The organism is Gilvimarinus xylanilyticus (assembly GCF_024195295.1).
GTDB classification, from domain to species: Bacteria; Pseudomonadota; Gammaproteobacteria; order Pseudomonadales; family Cellvibrionaceae; genus Gilvimarinus; species Gilvimarinus xylanilyticus.
The window spans coordinates 1241643-1257613 of the sequence record NZ_JAMFTH010000001.1; the positions used below are offsets into that span (position 1 = coordinate 1241643).

A 15971-nucleotide genomic window follows, 5' to 3' on the forward strand; every position below is an offset into this window, starting at 1 on the left:
AGCTAAACCAAATAGCTACACCGTAAAACAACGACAAGTTATCGCCATTAAAAAGACTGCGCCCTATCAACATTGCCGTGGGGGTAGCAATACCGCCCGCCATAATACCCACGCAAATGGATTGCCTTAGGTTAGACCGTAAGTCTTTTTTATAGAATTTTCCACAATGGGGACAACCGAAGGATTTTTCTGGATTGCGCCAGTCCTCGCAAAGCGCCTGTTGAGCGGTGAAAATTTGATTGCAGCTGGGGCACTGGTAGGACATATCAACGCCTTGATAATTATGTTTTTTAAGCGCGCCTACCAACGGGCCTTATCCCACATCTCGGGGTTGGCCCAAAAGCGCGGATTATTCCAGGTTCGTTTGTGATTATAATTGCTGATATTATAAGTGTAGAGTGCCAAGCTTTCGCCATTTTCCTCTATCTTTGCCTGTCTTTTAAAACCCAGGCCGACGAAATCACTTTGATTCCAACCGCTATTTTCAGTGACTAACACTGCAATTTGGCGGGTACCATAATTGCGCAGCAGTCCGATTAAAGTTTGTCCCCGAGCGTGATCGATGTGCTCAAGGGTATCGGTAATCATGGCAAGATCTTGAACCTCTGGCAGTGTCAGCCCCTCTTTCGCATCATCCGGCGTCAGAAAAGTAGCGTCACAGCCATGATGCTCAGACCAGCGGCTCGCCAGCTTCTCGCTGGTTTCTCCCAGAGCAACCATGGTTTTGGGCTGGCAACCGTCGATGATGTTGGCGAGCGCTTGTATTGGTTCAGACATAAAGGTTTGATAAATTCATGAATTCAACGTCAGTATCACACCTTACCCTAATGCACCGCAAGGCGATAACCAACGACTAATCCCAGCTTTGGGGCTACCTCAAAACGATACCGCAACCCGGGCACTCCACCCTGTCAGACTTTTTCAGATCCAAAGCCGTTATGCCGCCCATAGGTAATGAGGCGCCACAGGAAGGACAGCGCCAAAAAACTCGCATTAAACCATAAATGATGATCGCTACGACACCAAGCAAGCCCACATCCGGCCAGCCAAGCTCTGAATCATGCACTGGATGAATCGCACCCAAAACCCCAAACCCTAACAGCACCACCAACACCGAGCTGATGCTGAACACTCTGCGGCGAGCTCGGAATTTTCGGGACAAATCATCTGCAAAAAACATATTCTTTCAATCTCGAATAACAAGTTTTACCACACGCGAGAATGGTCGGTTTTTCAACGGGACTTTTGAAAAATGCTCGATAATTATTTTCTGGACTGCCACCTATCGTCCAAGTATTCATAACGTCATCCCACAGGCATACGAACTCGCTGAACAAGTTTCTATAATCACTAGGCCTACTGTAGCGCATATCCACACCAAAGCTTGATGAAAACTCCTTTTCCTCAGAAGCACTAAACTCTGACAGGTGAACAATGCCACCGGGCTTTAGCACACGCATAATCTCCTTCACTGTACGCTTTCTCTCTTTTTCTACCGCAATAGTCGTCAAGACCGCACAAATGACGACAGCATCAAATGAGTCGTCAGCGAAGGGTAAACCTTTCTCGCATGAGTTTATCAGCGGGAGAGTCGGACATATCCCTTAGCCGCGCAAAACCATGCAAAAAGCGGAGTCAACCCCCACCACATTGAGGTAACCATTATGGATAAGCTTTTTACCTATCCGCCCGTAGCCACATCCGAAATCAAGCAGCCTCGCCTGGGGACAAACCAAGCTCTGAAATTTACTCCACTCTATTTCCAAGTTAAAATTAACCTGCTTCGCGGCTTTATCCCAAGCTTCAGCATCCATAGAGCACCTCAGTCAACTCGCTCAAGCGCGCGTAAGCACCGCGCAAGCTCTCCCACCCCAGATACAATACCGTCGCATAGTTGAGGCGCCGAAAAGTATTCACTTTTAACCCATACCGTGAACATACCAAGCTTTCTGGCGGGCTCAATGTCTGCGGTAGGGTTATCGCCAACAAATAACGCCTCGTCTGCTGCTACTGACAACTCATCAAGACAGGCTTGAAAAATAGTCGCATCCGGCTTTTTACAGCCAAGCGATTCGGATATACAAATAGATGAGAAGAAGCGTTTGATACCACTGGCTTCAATTTTCGCCATCTGCCCTTTGACTCTTCCGTTGGTGACTAGCCCCAGCTGATACCTCCCATGCAGCTGTTTGAGTGTTGCCATAACACCAGAAAACAGGACTGGCCGCTCGCCATAACGATCTTTAAAGTCGACAAAAAGTCGTTGCGCTAAGCCCGAGCTCCCGACTCCCAACTCATGACATGCCGATACATAGGCATCTAGCTTATCGGCATAGCCATTCGCCTGCTGGCTAAGGCACACAGCTGAGTACACTGGTGCTGAGAATGCCGCTAGTTCAGCAAACAAACCATGCTGCTCCAGTAAAAAACGCCGCATGGTTTCCGTTCGATCAATAAGCGTTTCATCCAGATCAAAGAGAATTGCTTTAATCATTGTAGTACCCGAAGAAATTGAACAGCTTACGAGCCTACTAAGGCCAGGCAAAGGAGCCACAGCGCTGGGGGACAGAACCGAACGCCGTTGCTGGCGAGAACCGACAACCCCTAAAGTACATTAAAACGCACTTTACGCCAAATATGCTTCTCTACATCCAACATTCAGGACTTACAAAAACAATCTAAAAGTGCTATCTTTAAAACATAAGCCTCAAAAATCGACTTAAGGTCCTGATTTTTACACATTATGAGACAAAATTACGCCAAAACCACTGCCGCCGACCTGGGCGAACGCCTGAAGCAGGCGCGCCTTAATCTCGACCTAACCCAAGTGGAGACCGCCGAGCGCGCGGGTGTTACCCGTAAAGCGGTGTTAAACGCCGAAAAGGGCCAGGCCACACTGGAAGTGTTTGTTGCCATTATGCACGCACTTGACCAGGCGGCGCAGCTGGACAACTTTCTGCCGCCTCCGCCCATCTCGCCAGTGCAGCTGGCGAAGCTGCAGGGCAAAAAACGCAAGCGCGCCTCCGGCAGTCGTAAAGAAGACGAACAGGAGCCCAGCACATGGTAATGGAAGTGGTGGCCGTCACCTACGGTGAACACGAGGTGGGTGCAGTGACCTTTGATACTGCCACAGGCCTGGGAGCGTTTGAATACACCCAGAGCTTTATCAAAACCGGCATCGAGCTGTCGCCCCTGAAAATGCCGCTGGCACAGCGGATTTACACCTTCCCCGAGCTGGACTTTCATACCTTTAAAGGCCTGCCAGGAATGATTGCCGACTCGCTACCCGACGACTTTGGCAACGCGGTACTTAACGCCTGGGTCGCCAGTCAGGGCAAACAGACCGCCGACATCACCCCCTTGCAGCGGCTGCAATACACCGGCCGTCGGGGCATGGGGGCGCTCGAATACCACCCCGCCACCCGCTTAAAAAGTCTGAATGCATCCACCCAGGTTGAAGTGGAGCAACTGGTGACGATTGCGCAGGAAATTCTGGACCAGCGCGAGGAATTTAAGGTTTCCCTGCAAAGCGATGGCAGCGACGAGCGCGAAGCCATGCTAGCGTTGTTATCGGTGGGTATGAGCGCGGGCGGCGCGCGACCCAAGGCCGTACTGGCTTTTAATAAAGACTTTACCCAGGTGCGCTCGGGCCAGGCGCGGGTGCCAGAAGGCTTTGAGCACTACATCATGAAATTCGACGGCGTAAGTGAACACAATGCCGACCGCGAAACCTTTGGCGACCCCATGGGCTTTGGCGCCATGGAATATGTGTACTACCTAATGGCGCAAAACTGCGGCATTAGTATGATGCCCTGCCACTTAATCAACGAGGGCGAGCGGCGCCACTTTATCACCCAGCGCTTTGACCGCGCGGGCAATGACAAAATACACGTTCAAACCCTGAACGGGCTGGCTCACGTGAACTACAAAATACCCGGCTCTTTTTCCTACGCCGAACTATTTGAAATGGCACGGCAATTAAAATTGCCAGCCGAAGACGCCGAGCAACTGTTAAAACGCTTGGTGTTTAACATCGTCGCCCGCAACCACGACGACCACGCCAAAAACTTCGCCTTCACCCTGCAAGATAACACCTGGCGCCTGGCCCCGGCCTACGATATCGCTTACAGCTACAAACCCGGCAGCCGCTGGGTAAACAGCCACTGGATGAGCTTAAACGGCAAACGCGACCACTTCACCCGCGACGACCTGCACAGCCTGAGTCAAATAAGCCCCCTATTCACCCGCAAAAAAATCGACCAAACCCTGAAACAAACCTACGACAGCGTAAACGAATGGAAAATGCTCGCCACCGAACATGCCGTACCCAAAAGTTTGATTCGAGAAATTGAGGGGAATTTTAGGCTGGACTTGTAACTGGACAGAGTAACCAAGAGATCATCACTCACTCTCCACGTCCTTTAATGTCCGACCATGCGCATCCTTCCATGCAACCAAGCCATTAGCACTACCACCGTGAATAACAGCCGCCGCTGCACTTGGGCTAGAGAACTCCGTATCTTTAACAAAGACCCATCTTCCCTCCTGATGAATCAAGCCGCCCTCTTCGATTAGCTTATTCCTATGAGCTAAAACAGTCGGCCACTTTTTGGCAGATGCGCGCTCTTCCAACACCGCCTGCGAACCGGCCTTAACCAACATACCGTTGGGTGTAAGATAACCAGTAGCTACTGCATCTTTAATCGCACAGGTTAATAGCTCATGCCGCTGACCGGGGCTTTCACTTCCTCCAGTTTTAACAAAACTTTCAATACCCAACACTGGAAGAATTTGCAGCACTTTTTCCAAAAAGACTTCCATCTCCTCACGATCGGACTCGGGTAGTTTCGAGCCACTACCCTGACCATTCATAACAACAGATCGACCTACAACCTTAGCCTCTTCAATAAGCCGACCTTCGATATAGCGCACATGAGCCTTGGTTAAATTTTCATCTTTACTAATAAAAAATGCAATCTGGTTCCAGTAATCTTTGGATAGATGCGCTTTTACCCGATCTTTTATAGATTCAGCCTCACCGACGTAAATCACACTTTTATCATTATCAGGATCTGTGCCTGTCAAGAAGTAAACTCCCGAATTTTGCGACTCTTCACGCTCTAAAATACGGTCAAATTCACTGCGAGGTCCCGCTACAGCCTTGCCGGTCCAATTCGACAACTCCACAGTGCGCAACCGCTTGGGATCACCAAAAACCAAAAACATCTTCAATGTCGCCGTTGCCACAAATCTATCCTTTTACATTTTTATAACCAACAGTCACCAACCAATCCGGACAGAACACATCTCAAAGGCATGTTTAGCAGTGCTCACGTAGCCACCACCGGAAATTGCAATGCTCGAGAAAGCTGCCCATGTCTGACTTTGGCACACACGGGGCCCCTGAGAGCGAGCCGAACGGAGATCGATTTTAGGGGGTAAGCAAACAGGAGGTTTGCGCAAGTATCGCCAGGGCATGGACGCCCTGTCGATACGGCCTCCTAAAATCGATTGGAGTGAGGGCACCCGGAGGGCCGCGAACCGGGGTGGGCTTTTCTTTTCGTTAGTTTTCTTTTTCCCACAAAAAAGAAAAGTAACTCGCCCGCCCGGCGACCCGGGCAAACAAAAAGCCCGCTGCGCTCAGCAGCCCCTAAACTTTACTGCCCCAACAATCCTTTCAACTGATTCACTTTTTCCTGATCTTCCTCAGAAAGGTTTTCCTCAATCGCCTTCTGCGCAGCATCCTGGGCACGAGATCTAATTTCTTCCTCGGCGCGGTCGCGGGCTTTATCGATAACCGGCTGTACGATCGCGCGGACCAACTCTTTAGCGGTTAAGCCAGTTTCGCGATCACCCAAATTGGTACGAGAAAAATCGCTTAAGGTTACGTTTTGGTTTTCATACTGGGGCGATATTAAATCCATAGAAATATCGGTAAAGCTCAGCTTTTCGACCATAAAGCGGGGTTCGGCACCGGTGGAGTCCTGCGAGGACGAGCTTGAACCGCCTTTATTAAGGCGCTGCATAAGCTCTTGCATATTGGTTTGCGCAATACCCTTGTCTTCCACAGTCAGTTGCAAGCCATCCACCATAATTTCATCAATCACAATAACCGGCTCGCGCAGACTGGCGGGCTCGACCTGCAAGGCAATTTGCTCCAACTGGAACAAATAGGGCTCGTTAAAGCCCTCCAGGTTGGCGATGGATAAACCATGTAGCTCGCCGCGACCTTTTTTCAGCTCGAAATTTGCCGAATCCAGGCTGACTTCGGTTTGCAGCACCTCGGTGCCGATGCGCTCAATACCCCCGGCGACAATGGTGTCGAGGTTTTTAACCAGGTAATAAATACCGCCGCCAATCAGCAGCACAAGCACCAATAGGATAATAAGAATAATTTTTACGGCTTTCATATCAGTCGTCCTTTTCTTGAATGGTTAATATTAGGGCGTGGCCGGCGCTGGCTGAGACGCGTCAGTCGCCGGCTCCTCATCTAAATGCTCTAACGCTTCGCGGGCTCGATCCATTTCGGTCTCGACCGAGTTTACAATCGCATCCCAACCCTGCACGATGACCTGATTGGCTTTTTTGACCATTGCCCCTACCGAGTCCTGCTCCATTTTCTTGATAGTCGCTTTCAGACCATCGGCCTGGGCCTGCAGTTCAGCTTGTTGGGCTTCGAGGGAAGTCACCCGCGCTTTAAGATCCATATGTTGCTCATAGCCCCAGTAAAGCGCCGCGCCCTGGGCGCATACCGCCACAACTAATAAAATCAGCAATAATCTCGCAAAAAAGCCCATATTCACTTCCCTCAAGCAATGCGTTCGTCGCCAAAAACGCCTATCATAACGCGCGCTACGCCTTAAAACACAAGTAAAAAGCCTGTATCCATGAATGATAGCTCTATCGCGTTAAACTTACTGGGCATTATTGCCGTTTTATTCACCGGTGCCATCATCGCCCTAATTATCACGGCGGTGGTGATGTATTTTATCGATGTCAATCAAAGCGCCCATACCATTCGCCGCAACTACCCGGTAATTGGCCGTTTTCGCTATTTATTCGAGCACTTGGGGGAGTTTTTTCGCCAGTACTTTTTCGCCATGGACCGCGAAGAACTGCCCTTTAACCGCGCCGAACGGGCCTGGGTGTATCGCTCGGCCAAAAACGTGGATGCCAATGTCGCCTTCGGCTCGACCCGGGATTTATCCAAAACCGGCGAGGTAATGTTTTTAAACTCCGCCTTTCCCACCCTGGAAAAGGACGCCGCCCTGCCCTCAGAAGTGATTGTAGGCCCCTACTGCCGCAAGCCCTACACCACCAGCTCTATTTTTAACATCAGCGGCATGAGCTTTGGCGCCCTGTCCAAACCGGCGGTGCGGGCGCTATCGGCGGGCGCGGCCAAGGCGGGCTGCTGGCTCAATACCGGCGAAGGCGGCCTGTCGCCCTACCATTTAGAGGGCGGCGGCGATGTGGTATTCCAAATAGGCACCGCCAAATACGGGGTGCGCGACCACGAAGGCCACCTAAGCGATGAACGCCTAAAGCACCTGGGTGAGCACGACCAAGTCAAGATGATTGAGCTTAAACTGAGCCAGGGCGCCAAACCGGGGAAAGGCGGTATTTTGCCCGGCGAGAAAGTCTCCGCCGAGATTGCGCAAATTCGCGGCATCCCCGAGGGGCATGCATCCATCAGCCCCAATGGCCACCCGGACATTCGCTCGATCGACGACTTACTGGATATGATTGAGCATGTGCGCGAAGTCACCGGCAAGCCTGTGGGCTTTAAAGCGGTAATTGGCGACAAACAGTGGCTGCGCGACCTGGCCACCGCCATTAAAGGGCGCGGCATCGACCGGGCCCCGGACTTTATTACCATTGACAGCTGCGATGGCGGCACTGGCGCCGCGCCTCAACCGTTAATTGATTATGTGGGCCTGCCGCTCAAAGAAAGCCTTCCCTGGGTATGCGACCTGCTTAAACAGCACGGTTTAAAAGATCGCATTAAAGTGATTGCCTCGGGTAAGTTGGTCACGCCATCCAAAGTGGCCTGGGCACTGGCCTGCGGCGCCGATTTTACGGTCAGCGCGCGGGGCTTTATGTTCGCCTTAGGCTGTATTCAGGCCATGCAGTGCCACAAAAACACCTGCCCCACCGGTGTAACCACCCACGACCCCAAGCTACAGCGCGGCCTGGTGCCCGCCGACAAGGCCCAACGCGTGGCCCACTACCAGCGCAATATGACCTATGGGGTGGGACTGATTGCCCACGCCTGCGGAGTGAGCGAGCCGCGCCTGTTGCGCCGCGAGCATGTCCATGTGGTAATGGCGACCGGATTATCGGCCCCTTTAAGTGAACTTCACCCCGAACCTGTGACTCTGATAGACGATGAATCCGAGGTCCGCCCCGAGGGCCCCGACGTAGAAGTAAAAGAGGTAACCCATGATACGCACGCTTAAATGGCTTATTGTCGCAACCAGCCTGGTAGCGGGTTTAGCCCAGGCGCAAGAGCGCGACCCCAATGCCGTGACCATCAGCGACCTTAGCTGGACCGACGAAAGCTTTTTATCCACCCAGCGCGCCACCATAGATCGCCTGGCACGGGAAAAACTGGGCAGCCAGGTTCGCGGCAATAAAACCGATTTAAACACTTTACAGCGTATTATCGATCGCGAACTGATCGATCAGGACGACGCCATTACCCAGCAAGCACTGGGCGTAGTGATGGGCGATTTAATGCTCAAAGATGAAAAAGAGTTGGAGTGGAAAGTCTACGAAGACAAACTGGGCCGCTCCCGCGCTCTGTGCGCAATGACGGTAGAAGAGTGTTTGTTCCCCGTCACCATGCTCTCGCGCCGCATGCGCGTGGGGTTAAAGCCGGATGTAAAAAAAATCTACGTTGAGGCGCTGGAACTCATCGCCGAATCCCTGCCCGAGCTTCCCTATGGCGAGGTGCGGGAGTATAGAGCCTACTAAACGGAATTTGTACTAGAGCAAATACGCTCGGACTGCGCCCTGTAATACCTTCGGGTCGCCCACTAATTGTCGTTACCGTTTATCGATTAATAGGATACATCTTCGAAATAACGACTAAAAAGCAAACCCGGCTGACAGGTTAAGGGTAGGTAAGAAACCTTATGCTGAAAAAGATATTTTGTTAACGCCGAATAAATTCTGCGTATATCTCGACCGCAACGTTATCCCCCACAGCGGGAATATATTTATCCATTGCAAAAGCAGAACGTTTGAAATGTAGTCTAGCCTCAAAACCCAAAATGTAATCACCATTCAAGCGGTTGGTGGTGGCGCCATTGATGGTAACACCGAGCTCGGCCGGTTGTCGTACCCCCCGAAACAACAACTCCCCGGTAAAGATGAGGCGATTGCCACTCTGATTGGCGCGGCCTTTTGACTCAAAACGGGCTTCGGGGTAGCGCTCGGCGCACAACCAATCACAACTTTTTAGGGTTTCAGCAAAATCCGGCCGATTCACATCCAGCGAATCTATATTCACACTGGCGTGAATAGCGCTTGCGGCCGAATCGTCGGGACGATAATCAAGCTCCGCACGCGCGCGATTAAAACGCCCCACAAACTGGGACACACCCAGGTGCGATACTTTAAAGAGAACGGTGGTGTGATGGGGATCAAGAGTGTAGTTACCCGGCTCTAAGGCTGTTAAGTCGGTCTCTACACTCCCCGACAGCAGTGCCCCACAGCCACTTAAAAGCTGCGAAACGAAGAAAAGAATAACGCACGCCCGCGCGTTATTCCCACTCAATGGTCGCGGGCGGTTTACTGGACACATCGTAGGTTACCCGGGATACCCCGGAGATTTCGTTGATAATACGGTTGGAGACTTTCTCGAGAAGCTCGTAGGGCAAGTGTGCCCAGCGGGCGGTCATAAAGTCGATGGTTTCCACCGCACGCAGGGCGATCACCCACTCGTAGCGGCGACCATCGCCCACCACGCCCACAGATTTAACCGGTAAGAAAACCGCAAAGGCCTGGCTGGTTTTGTGATACCAGTCGGCGTTGTGGAGCTCTTCAATAAAAATGGCGTCGGCTTCGCGCAGAATATCGGCGTACTCTTTTTTGACTTCACCCAATATACGCACGCCCAAGCCCGGCCCGGGAAAGGGATGGCGATACACCATGTCATAAGGTAAGCCCAACTCCAGGCCAATGGCCCGCACTTCGTCTTTAAACAGTTCGCGCAACGGCTCTACCAGTTCAAGCTTCATATCCTCGGGCAAACCGCCGACATTATGGTGCGATTTAATCACATGAGCTTTACCGGTTTTGGCTGCGGCGGATTCAATCACGTCCGGGTAAATGGTGCCCTGGGCCAACCAATTAACGTCTTTAATATTGGCGGCTTCTTCGTCAAACACTTCAATAAACGTATTACCGATAATTTTGCGCTTGCGCTCGGGGTCGTCTTCGTCTTTCAAGCGCCCCAAAAACAAATCTTCTTTGTCAGCACGGATGACATTAACGCCCATATTTTTGGCGAACATATCCATAACCTGATCGCCTTCGGCTTTGCGCAGCAGACCATTGTCGACAAACACACAGGTGAGCTGGTCGCCGATGGCTTTGTGCAGCAACGCCGCGACCACCGAAGAATCTACCCCGCCGGATAGCCCCAGTAACACTTTATCTGTGCCCACCTGCTCGCGCACCTTGACTATGGCATCGTCAACGATATTGGCGGGCGTCCAAAGGGCTTCGCAGCCACAAAGCTTGAGGACAAAGTGTTCGAATATGCGCTTGCCCTGCAGGGTATGAGTGACCTCGGGGTGGAACTGCAAACCGTAAAATTCTTTTTCTTCACAGTGCATCGCCGCAATCGGGCAGGACGGCGTTGAGGCCATAACCTTAAAACCCTCGGGCAGCGTAACCACCTTATCACCATGGCTCATCCAAACATCCATAAGGGCGCTGCCGTCAGCATCCACATGATCTTTAATGTCATGCAACAAAGGGCCGGCATCTTCGACTTTTACCTGGGCGTAGCCAAATTCTTGCACCGCCGACCCCTGCACCGCACCACCAAGTTGCTCGGCCATGGTTTGCATGCCATAGCAGATACCCAATACCGGTACACCCAGGTTAAAAACTACCTCGGGCGCGCGAGGGGAGTTTTCTAAGGTAACCGATTCCGGGCCACCCGCCAGGATAATACCGCTGGGATCAAATTCGCGGATTTCCTCTTCACTCATATCGAATGCGCGGATAATAGAGTAGACGCCTACTTCGCGCACCCGGCGAGCGATAAGCTGGGTGTACTGCGAGCCAAAATCGAGAATCAGAATGCGCTGAGCGTGAATGTCCTGAGTCATGGGTGTTCCATTGCTAGTGTGAAAATGAAAAACCCCTGCAGGTGAATACAGGGGTTATCTGTGCAGAATAAGTAACGCGATTAGCGTCCGCTTACGGGATAGTTGGGAGCCTCTTTGGTGATCTGTACATCGTGTACATGGCTCTCACCCATACCGGCCGAGGTGACCCGAACAAACTTGGGCTGAGTGCGCATTTCTTCCACGGTGCGACTACCGGTATAACCCATCGCCGAACGTAAGCCGCCCATTAGCTGATGCACAATAGCGGTCAGTGGACCTTTGTAAGGAACACGCCCTTCAATACCTTCGGGCACCAGCTTTTCTGCGCCTTCGCTGGCATCTTGAAAGTAACGGTCGGAGGAACCCTGAGTTTGCGACATGGCACCCAGCGAGCCCATACCGCGATACGCTTTATAAGTGCGGCCCTGATACAGCTCGACCTCGCCCGGCGCTTCTTCGGTACCGGCGAACATTGAGCCCATCATCACGCAGTCGGCGCCAGCAACGATCGCTTTGGCCAGGTCACCGCTAAAACGAACACCGCCGTCGGCGATAACCGGTACATCGGTACCTTTTAGGGCCTCAACGACATTGGCAATCGCGGAGATTTGCGGCACGCCGACACCACTGACAATACGGGTGGTACAGATAGAGCCCGGACCAATGCCCACTTTAACCGCATCGGCGCCCGCCTCGGCCAAGGCTACAGCGGCTTCGGCGGTGGCGATATTGCCGCCTACCACCTGTACTTCGGGAAATTGCTGTTTAATTGAGCGAACCCGGTCAAGCACATTCTTGGAGTGACCGTGAGCGGTGTCCACCACCAGAACGTCAACCCCGGCCTCAACCAGGGCTTTAACGCGATCGTCGGTATCGGCGCTGGTTCCTACGCTGGCGCCCACTCGCAAGCGACCTTCGGGGTCTTTGCTGGCACTGGGGTATTTTTCGGCTTTGTTGATATCCTTCACGGTGATCATGCCGCGCAGTTCAAACTGCTCGTTTACCACCAGCACTTTTTCAATACGGTGTTTGTGCAAGAGTGCGCGAATTTCATCGGCGCCTGTGCCCTCCAAAGTGGTCACCAGCTTTTCTTTGGGGGTCATGATGCTGGAGACTTTGGCCTCTTTATTGGCCTCAAAGCGCACATCGCGGCGAGTAACGATACCCACCAGGTTGCCGTTTTCTAACACCGGCACACCGGAAATATTATGGGCTTTGGTGAGCGCCAGCAGTTCGTTGATGCTGGCACTGGACTCGATGGTGATAGGATCTTTGACCACCCCGGCTTCGTATTTTTTCACCGCCCGGACTTGCTGGGCCTGCTTCTCAATGGACATGCTTTTGTGAATAATACCGATGCCGCCTTCCTGGGCAATGGCAACCGCAAGACGCGCTTCAGTGACGGTGTCCATTGCCGATGAGATCAGGGGAATGTTTAAAGCGATACCGCGAGTCAGGCGGGTCTTGAGCGACACATCTTTCGGCGTCACCTCGGAATACCCGGGCACCAGCAAAACATCGTCAAATGTGAGTGCTTCTTCTGCGATTCGCAACATAGCTATCCAACCTTCGCGCTTGGGAAAAATAAGCGCGAAATTATACCTTACAGTAAGCGCTTAGGTAAACCAGTTTTCACCTTGTCGCAAAACGGTAACCTGCTGAAATTCTTTTAATTTTGCCTGTCATTACCAGCGCGCAACAACCGCTTGCAAAACCCTCTGGTACAATGGCGCCATGAACCCACTAAACCCTACCGAGATTCCCGCCGAACGCGAAATTTTGAGCGTATCGCGCCTTAACTGGATCAGCCGCCAATTGCTGGAAACACACCTGCCCCTTATTTGGGTGGAAGGCGAAATATCCAACCTGGCCAAACCCAGCTCGGGGCATTGGTACTTCACGTTAAAAGACGATAAAGCCCAGGTGCGCTGCGCCATGTTTCGCGGCCGCAACCAACAGGTACGCTTTCCAGTGCAAAACGGCCAGCAGGTGCTCTTACGCGCCCGAGTGAGTATTTACGAGGGGCGCGGCGACTACCAGCTGATTGCCGAACACCTGGAAGAAGCCGGCTTGGGCGCTCTGCAAAGGGCCTTCGAAACATTAAAAAACCAACTGGCCAGCGAAGGGCTTTTCGCCCCCGAGCGCAAGCAACCCTTGCCCGCAGCGCCCCAGCATATTGGCGTGATCACCTCGCCCAGCGGCGCGGCGGTGCGCGACGTACTCTCGGTCATCAAACGGCGCTACCCCACCCAAAAAGTGACCGTCATCCCGGTGCCCGTCCAGGGCGTCCAGGCGGCCCCGGAAATCATTCGAGCCTTAGACTTGGCGGTGCGAGCCGGGGGCATAGACCTGTTAATCATCACCCGCGGAGGCGGTTCGATTGAGGATTTGTGGGCGTTTAATGATGAAGCCCTGGCGCGAAAAGTTGCCGCCTGTCCGATTGCAACAATCAGCGCAGTAGGCCACGAAACCGATTTTACCATTGCCGACTTTGTCGCCGACGTGCGCGCCCCCACCCCCTCGGCGGCAGCGGAAATTGCAGTCCCCGATATCCGCGAGCATTTGAGTGCCCTTAAACAGCGCGAGCTGGCATTGGGCAAAGCCATAGCCGGACAACTCAAACAGCAGCACACCCGGCTGGAGGCCCTGCAAAAACGTCTGCGCCACCCGGGCGAAGCGCTGCGGCACCAGGCGCAGCGCCTGGACCAACTGGAAATACGCCTGACCCGCAGCGCGCAACAGCGGCTTAATCAAGCTTCGCAAACGCTGGATACCCTCAAACGCCGGCAGCAAGCTCAGCACCCGCAAGCGCGCCTGACCCAGGCGAGCAAACAATTGCAATCGCTTAGCCACCACCTTCAACACAGCATGAACACCCGACTCAAAAACTATCGCCAGCAGCTGCACGAAAAAGCCCGCGTACTCGATAGTGTCAGCCCCTTGGCGACCCTTGATAGGGGCTTTGCCGTAGTGCGCGACGATCGGGGCCAGGTGGTTCGCCAAAGCGGCGAGCTCAGCCCTGGGCAAAAGTTAACCACCAAGCTGGGACGCGGTGAATTTCAAAGTGAGGTGATTGCAACCTCCGAGTAATGCCATTATATTGATCCCACTTGTCGGGGCGCCTTGATCATATTGTTGATACGAAGGCTGAGATCGGTACGGCCGAACCCGTGGAACCTGAACAGGCTGATACCTGCGGAGGGAACAAGTAGCGCCCTCGCGGGCGTCCTCCCGCCGCCATTCAGCCTCTGCGCACGAGGCTATTTTGAACCCAACATTTTCCCCTTTGCTACCTGCTGATTCAGGCGCACATATTGGCATCGCGGGCGCCGGTCTGCTAGGGCAACTGCTGGCGTGGCAATTGAGCATGAAAGGTTTTCAGGTCAGCTTGTTCGACGCGGCCTCTGCCTCATCTCCCAATAGCGCGGCGCACACCGCTGCGGGCATGTTGGCCCCCATAAGCGAGGCGGCCGTGGCCGGCCCCGAAGTCTATACCATGGGGCTTTATGGCCTTAAACGCTGGCAAACGTGGCTCGGTCAGTTAGGCCCCCAGGCCTCTCAGTGCTTTCATCGCCAAGGTAGTCTACTGGTGGCTCACCCACAGGACGAATGCGAGCTACAGCAATTTCTGGCCGATACCCGTTGCTTGAACAACGAACCCGATTGCGCCATTAACTCTTTAAACCAAGCGCAGTTACAGCAGCTGGAACCAGACCTAAGCCAGCAGTTCCGTTCGGGCCTGCTTCTGGAGCCCGAGGGACACCTGGATAACCGGGAAATACTGGAATATCTGCGCCAGGTATTACAGTCGAACAAAGTGGCCTACCACGAACAGACGCCGGTCGAGGTGGCCCCCTACACCCTTAAAGCTATCAACACCGCGCAACAATGGCGGTTTGACTTGGTAATCGACTGCCGCGGCGCCGGAGCCCGCCACAGCAATAGGGGCCTGCGCGGGGTGCGCGGAGAAACCTTGCACCTGCAAACGACCGAAGTTCATTTTATTCGTCCGGTGCGCCTGATGCATCCGCGCTACCAGCTGTACGTGGTGCCCAAACCCGATCATCGCTTTGTGATCGGCGCCACCCAAATTGAGAGTGAAGACACCTCACCGATTTCTGTACAGTCGAGTCTCGAGCTGTCCAGCGCCGTTTATACCCTCGCGCCAGCCTTTGCCGAGGCGAGAATTTTGGAAGCGGGGGTCAACCTGCGCCCTGCGTTTTCCGACAATTTACCCCAATGCTTTTCACGGCCGGGGCTCTTGACCGCCAATGGCCTGTTCCGGCACGGTTACCTTTTGGCGCCCGCCTTTGTCGATCATTTATTGGCACAAATCAGCCAGAGTGCGCCATCGCCATTCGCTTCTTATTTACCCACACATCACCATTACGACGAGCCAGTGTATGAGTAATCGCACGATCGAAGTTTTTTTAAACTCAGAACTCCACGAACTGAACCAGGGCACCGATCTCGCCAGTGCCGCCCAACGTTGGCGTGAGCAAAACCTGATTCCAGAACAATTCGCCGCCGCCATCAACGGCGAGTTTGTGCCCCGCTCGGCTTACGCAACCACCCTACTGGGAAGCGGTGATCTAGTGGATATCGTCGCGCCGGTGGGAGGGGGTTAGT

18 protein-coding genes and 1 riboswitch are annotated in these 15971 nt (G+C 53.2%); of the genes, 7 read left to right on the top strand and 11 right to left on the bottom strand.

Going from position 1 to position 15971, the window contains the following annotated elements; translation table 11 throughout:
- Nucleotides 1-300: 300 nt before the first annotated feature.
- The 5 genes from M6D89_RS05240 to M6D89_RS05255 all read right to left on the bottom strand — a co-directional run bounded on the left by M6D89_RS05240 (nucleotide 301) and on the right by M6D89_RS05255 (nucleotide 2494).
- Entirely contained in the window at nucleotides 301-777 is a 477-nt protein-coding gene (locus M6D89_RS05240; RefSeq protein ID WP_253966970.1) for a DUF6231 family protein, read from the bottom strand.
- A 94-nt stretch (nucleotides 778-871) separates the two neighbouring features.
- Nucleotides 872-1180, bottom strand: a complete 309-nt coding sequence (locus M6D89_RS05245; protein WP_253966971.1) for a hypothetical protein — start codon at nucleotides 1178-1180, stop codon at nucleotides 872-874.
- On the bottom strand, nucleotides 1164-1601 hold the full coding sequence (locus tag M6D89_RS17450) for a class I SAM-dependent methyltransferase (protein WP_418930351.1): 438 nt from the start codon (nucleotides 1599-1601) through the stop codon (nucleotides 1164-1166). The genes M6D89_RS05245 and M6D89_RS17450 overlap by 17 nt, the downstream gene beginning before the upstream one ends.
- Before the next feature lie 3 nt (nucleotides 1602-1604).
- Nucleotides 1605-1814 carry a class I SAM-dependent methyltransferase gene (locus tag M6D89_RS05250; RefSeq protein ID WP_253966972.1) on the bottom strand — a complete coding sequence of 70 codons (210 nt, stop codon included), beginning with the start codon at nucleotides 1812-1814 and terminating at the stop codon, nucleotides 1605-1607.
- A gap of 8 nt (nucleotides 1815-1822) precedes the next feature.
- Nucleotides 1823-2494, bottom strand: coding sequence for an HAD family hydrolase (locus tag M6D89_RS05255; protein ID WP_253966973.1), 672 nt, complete (start codon nucleotides 2492-2494; stop codon nucleotides 1823-1825).
- A 249-nt stretch (nucleotides 2495-2743) separates the two neighbouring features.
- On the opposite strand from M6D89_RS05255, the gene M6D89_RS05260 reads away from it, so the two are divergent.
- Both M6D89_RS05260 and M6D89_RS05265 read left to right on the top strand, forming a co-directional pair.
- Entirely contained in the window at nucleotides 2744-3067 is a 324-nt protein-coding gene (locus M6D89_RS05260) for a helix-turn-helix transcriptional regulator (RefSeq protein WP_253966974.1), read from the top strand.
- Nucleotides 3061-4377: a type II toxin-antitoxin system HipA family toxin gene (locus tag M6D89_RS05265; RefSeq protein ID WP_253966975.1), complete on the top strand. Its 1317-nt coding sequence runs from the start codon at nucleotides 3061-3063 to the stop codon at nucleotides 4375-4377. The genes M6D89_RS05260 and M6D89_RS05265 overlap by 7 nt, the downstream gene beginning before the upstream one ends.
- A 24-nt stretch (nucleotides 4378-4401) precedes the next feature.
- Here the strand turns inward: M6D89_RS05265 and M6D89_RS17365 are convergent, their stop codons facing one another.
- The 3 genes from M6D89_RS17365 to M6D89_RS05280 form a co-directional block, all read right to left on the bottom strand.
- The gene (locus M6D89_RS17365; RefSeq protein ID WP_253966976.1) at nucleotides 4402-5247 is read right to left on the bottom strand and encodes a GIY-YIG nuclease family protein; all 846 of its coding nucleotides are present in this window, start codon (nucleotides 5245-5247) and stop codon (nucleotides 4402-4404) included.
- Nucleotides 5248-5657: 410 nt separating this feature from the next.
- Nucleotides 5658-6410 (bottom strand): DUF748 domain-containing protein, encoded by a 753-nt coding sequence (locus M6D89_RS05275; protein WP_253966977.1) that lies wholly within the window; start codon nucleotides 6408-6410, stop codon nucleotides 5658-5660.
- Nucleotides 6411-6440: 30 nt separating this feature from the next.
- Nucleotides 6441-6797, bottom strand: coding sequence for a hypothetical protein (locus tag M6D89_RS05280; protein ID WP_253966978.1), 357 nt, complete (start codon nucleotides 6795-6797; stop codon nucleotides 6441-6443).
- A gap of 90 nt (nucleotides 6798-6887) precedes the next feature.
- Here M6D89_RS05280 and M6D89_RS05285 point away from each other — a divergent pair, with 90 nt between their 5' ends.
- Together M6D89_RS05285 and M6D89_RS05290 are read left to right on the top strand one after the other, a co-directional pair.
- Nucleotides 6888-8456: an FMN-binding glutamate synthase family protein gene (locus M6D89_RS05285; protein WP_253966979.1), complete on the top strand. Its 1569-nt coding sequence runs from the start codon at nucleotides 6888-6890 to the stop codon at nucleotides 8454-8456.
- Complete coding sequence (locus M6D89_RS05290) at nucleotides 8440-8973, top strand: DUF3806 domain-containing protein (RefSeq protein WP_253966980.1); 534 nt, start codon at nucleotides 8440-8442, stop codon at nucleotides 8971-8973. The genes M6D89_RS05285 and M6D89_RS05290 overlap by 17 nt, the downstream gene beginning before the upstream one ends.
- A gap of 181 nt (nucleotides 8974-9154) precedes the next feature.
- Here M6D89_RS05290 and M6D89_RS05295 read toward each other — a convergent pair whose 3' ends face one another.
- The 3 genes from M6D89_RS05295 to guaB form a co-directional block, all read right to left on the bottom strand.
- Nucleotides 9155-9778 carry a YceI family protein gene (locus M6D89_RS05295; protein ID WP_253966981.1) on the bottom strand — a complete coding sequence of 208 codons (624 nt, stop codon included), beginning with the start codon at nucleotides 9776-9778 and terminating at the stop codon, nucleotides 9155-9157.
- Complete coding sequence (gene guaA / locus M6D89_RS05300; RefSeq protein ID WP_253966982.1) at nucleotides 9765-11342, bottom strand: glutamine-hydrolyzing GMP synthase; 1578 nt, start codon at nucleotides 11340-11342, stop codon at nucleotides 9765-9767. Before guaA ends, M6D89_RS05295 begins: the two co-directional genes overlap by 14 nt.
- Before the next feature lie 80 nt (nucleotides 11343-11422).
- Nucleotides 11423-12898 carry an IMP dehydrogenase gene (gene guaB / locus M6D89_RS05305; protein WP_253966983.1) on the bottom strand — a complete coding sequence of 492 codons (1476 nt, stop codon included), beginning with the start codon at nucleotides 12896-12898 and terminating at the stop codon, nucleotides 11423-11425.
- Between the two features lie 178 nt (nucleotides 12899-13076).
- On the opposite strand from guaB, the gene xseA reads away from it, so the two are divergent.
- The 3 genes from xseA (at nucleotide 13077) to thiS (ending at nucleotide 15970) form a co-directional block, all read left to right on the top strand.
- Nucleotides 13077-14432 (top strand): exodeoxyribonuclease VII large subunit, encoded by a 1356-nt coding sequence (gene xseA, locus M6D89_RS05310; protein ID WP_253966984.1) that lies wholly within the window; start codon nucleotides 13077-13079, stop codon nucleotides 14430-14432.
- Nucleotides 14433-14446: 14 nt separating this feature from the next.
- Nucleotides 14447-14563: riboswitch (TPP riboswitch) on the top strand.
- Nucleotides 14564-14607: 44 nt separating this feature from the next.
- The gene (gene thiO / locus M6D89_RS05315) at nucleotides 14608-15753 is read left to right on the top strand and encodes a glycine oxidase ThiO (RefSeq protein ID WP_253966985.1); all 1146 of its coding nucleotides are present in this window, start codon (nucleotides 14608-14610) and stop codon (nucleotides 15751-15753) included.
- Nucleotides 15746-15970 carry a sulfur carrier protein ThiS gene (gene thiS / locus M6D89_RS05320; protein WP_253966986.1) on the top strand — a complete coding sequence of 75 codons (225 nt, stop codon included), beginning with the start codon at nucleotides 15746-15748 and terminating at the stop codon, nucleotides 15968-15970. The genes thiO and thiS overlap by 8 nt, the downstream gene beginning before the upstream one ends.
- Nucleotide 15971 lies beyond the last annotated feature (1 nt).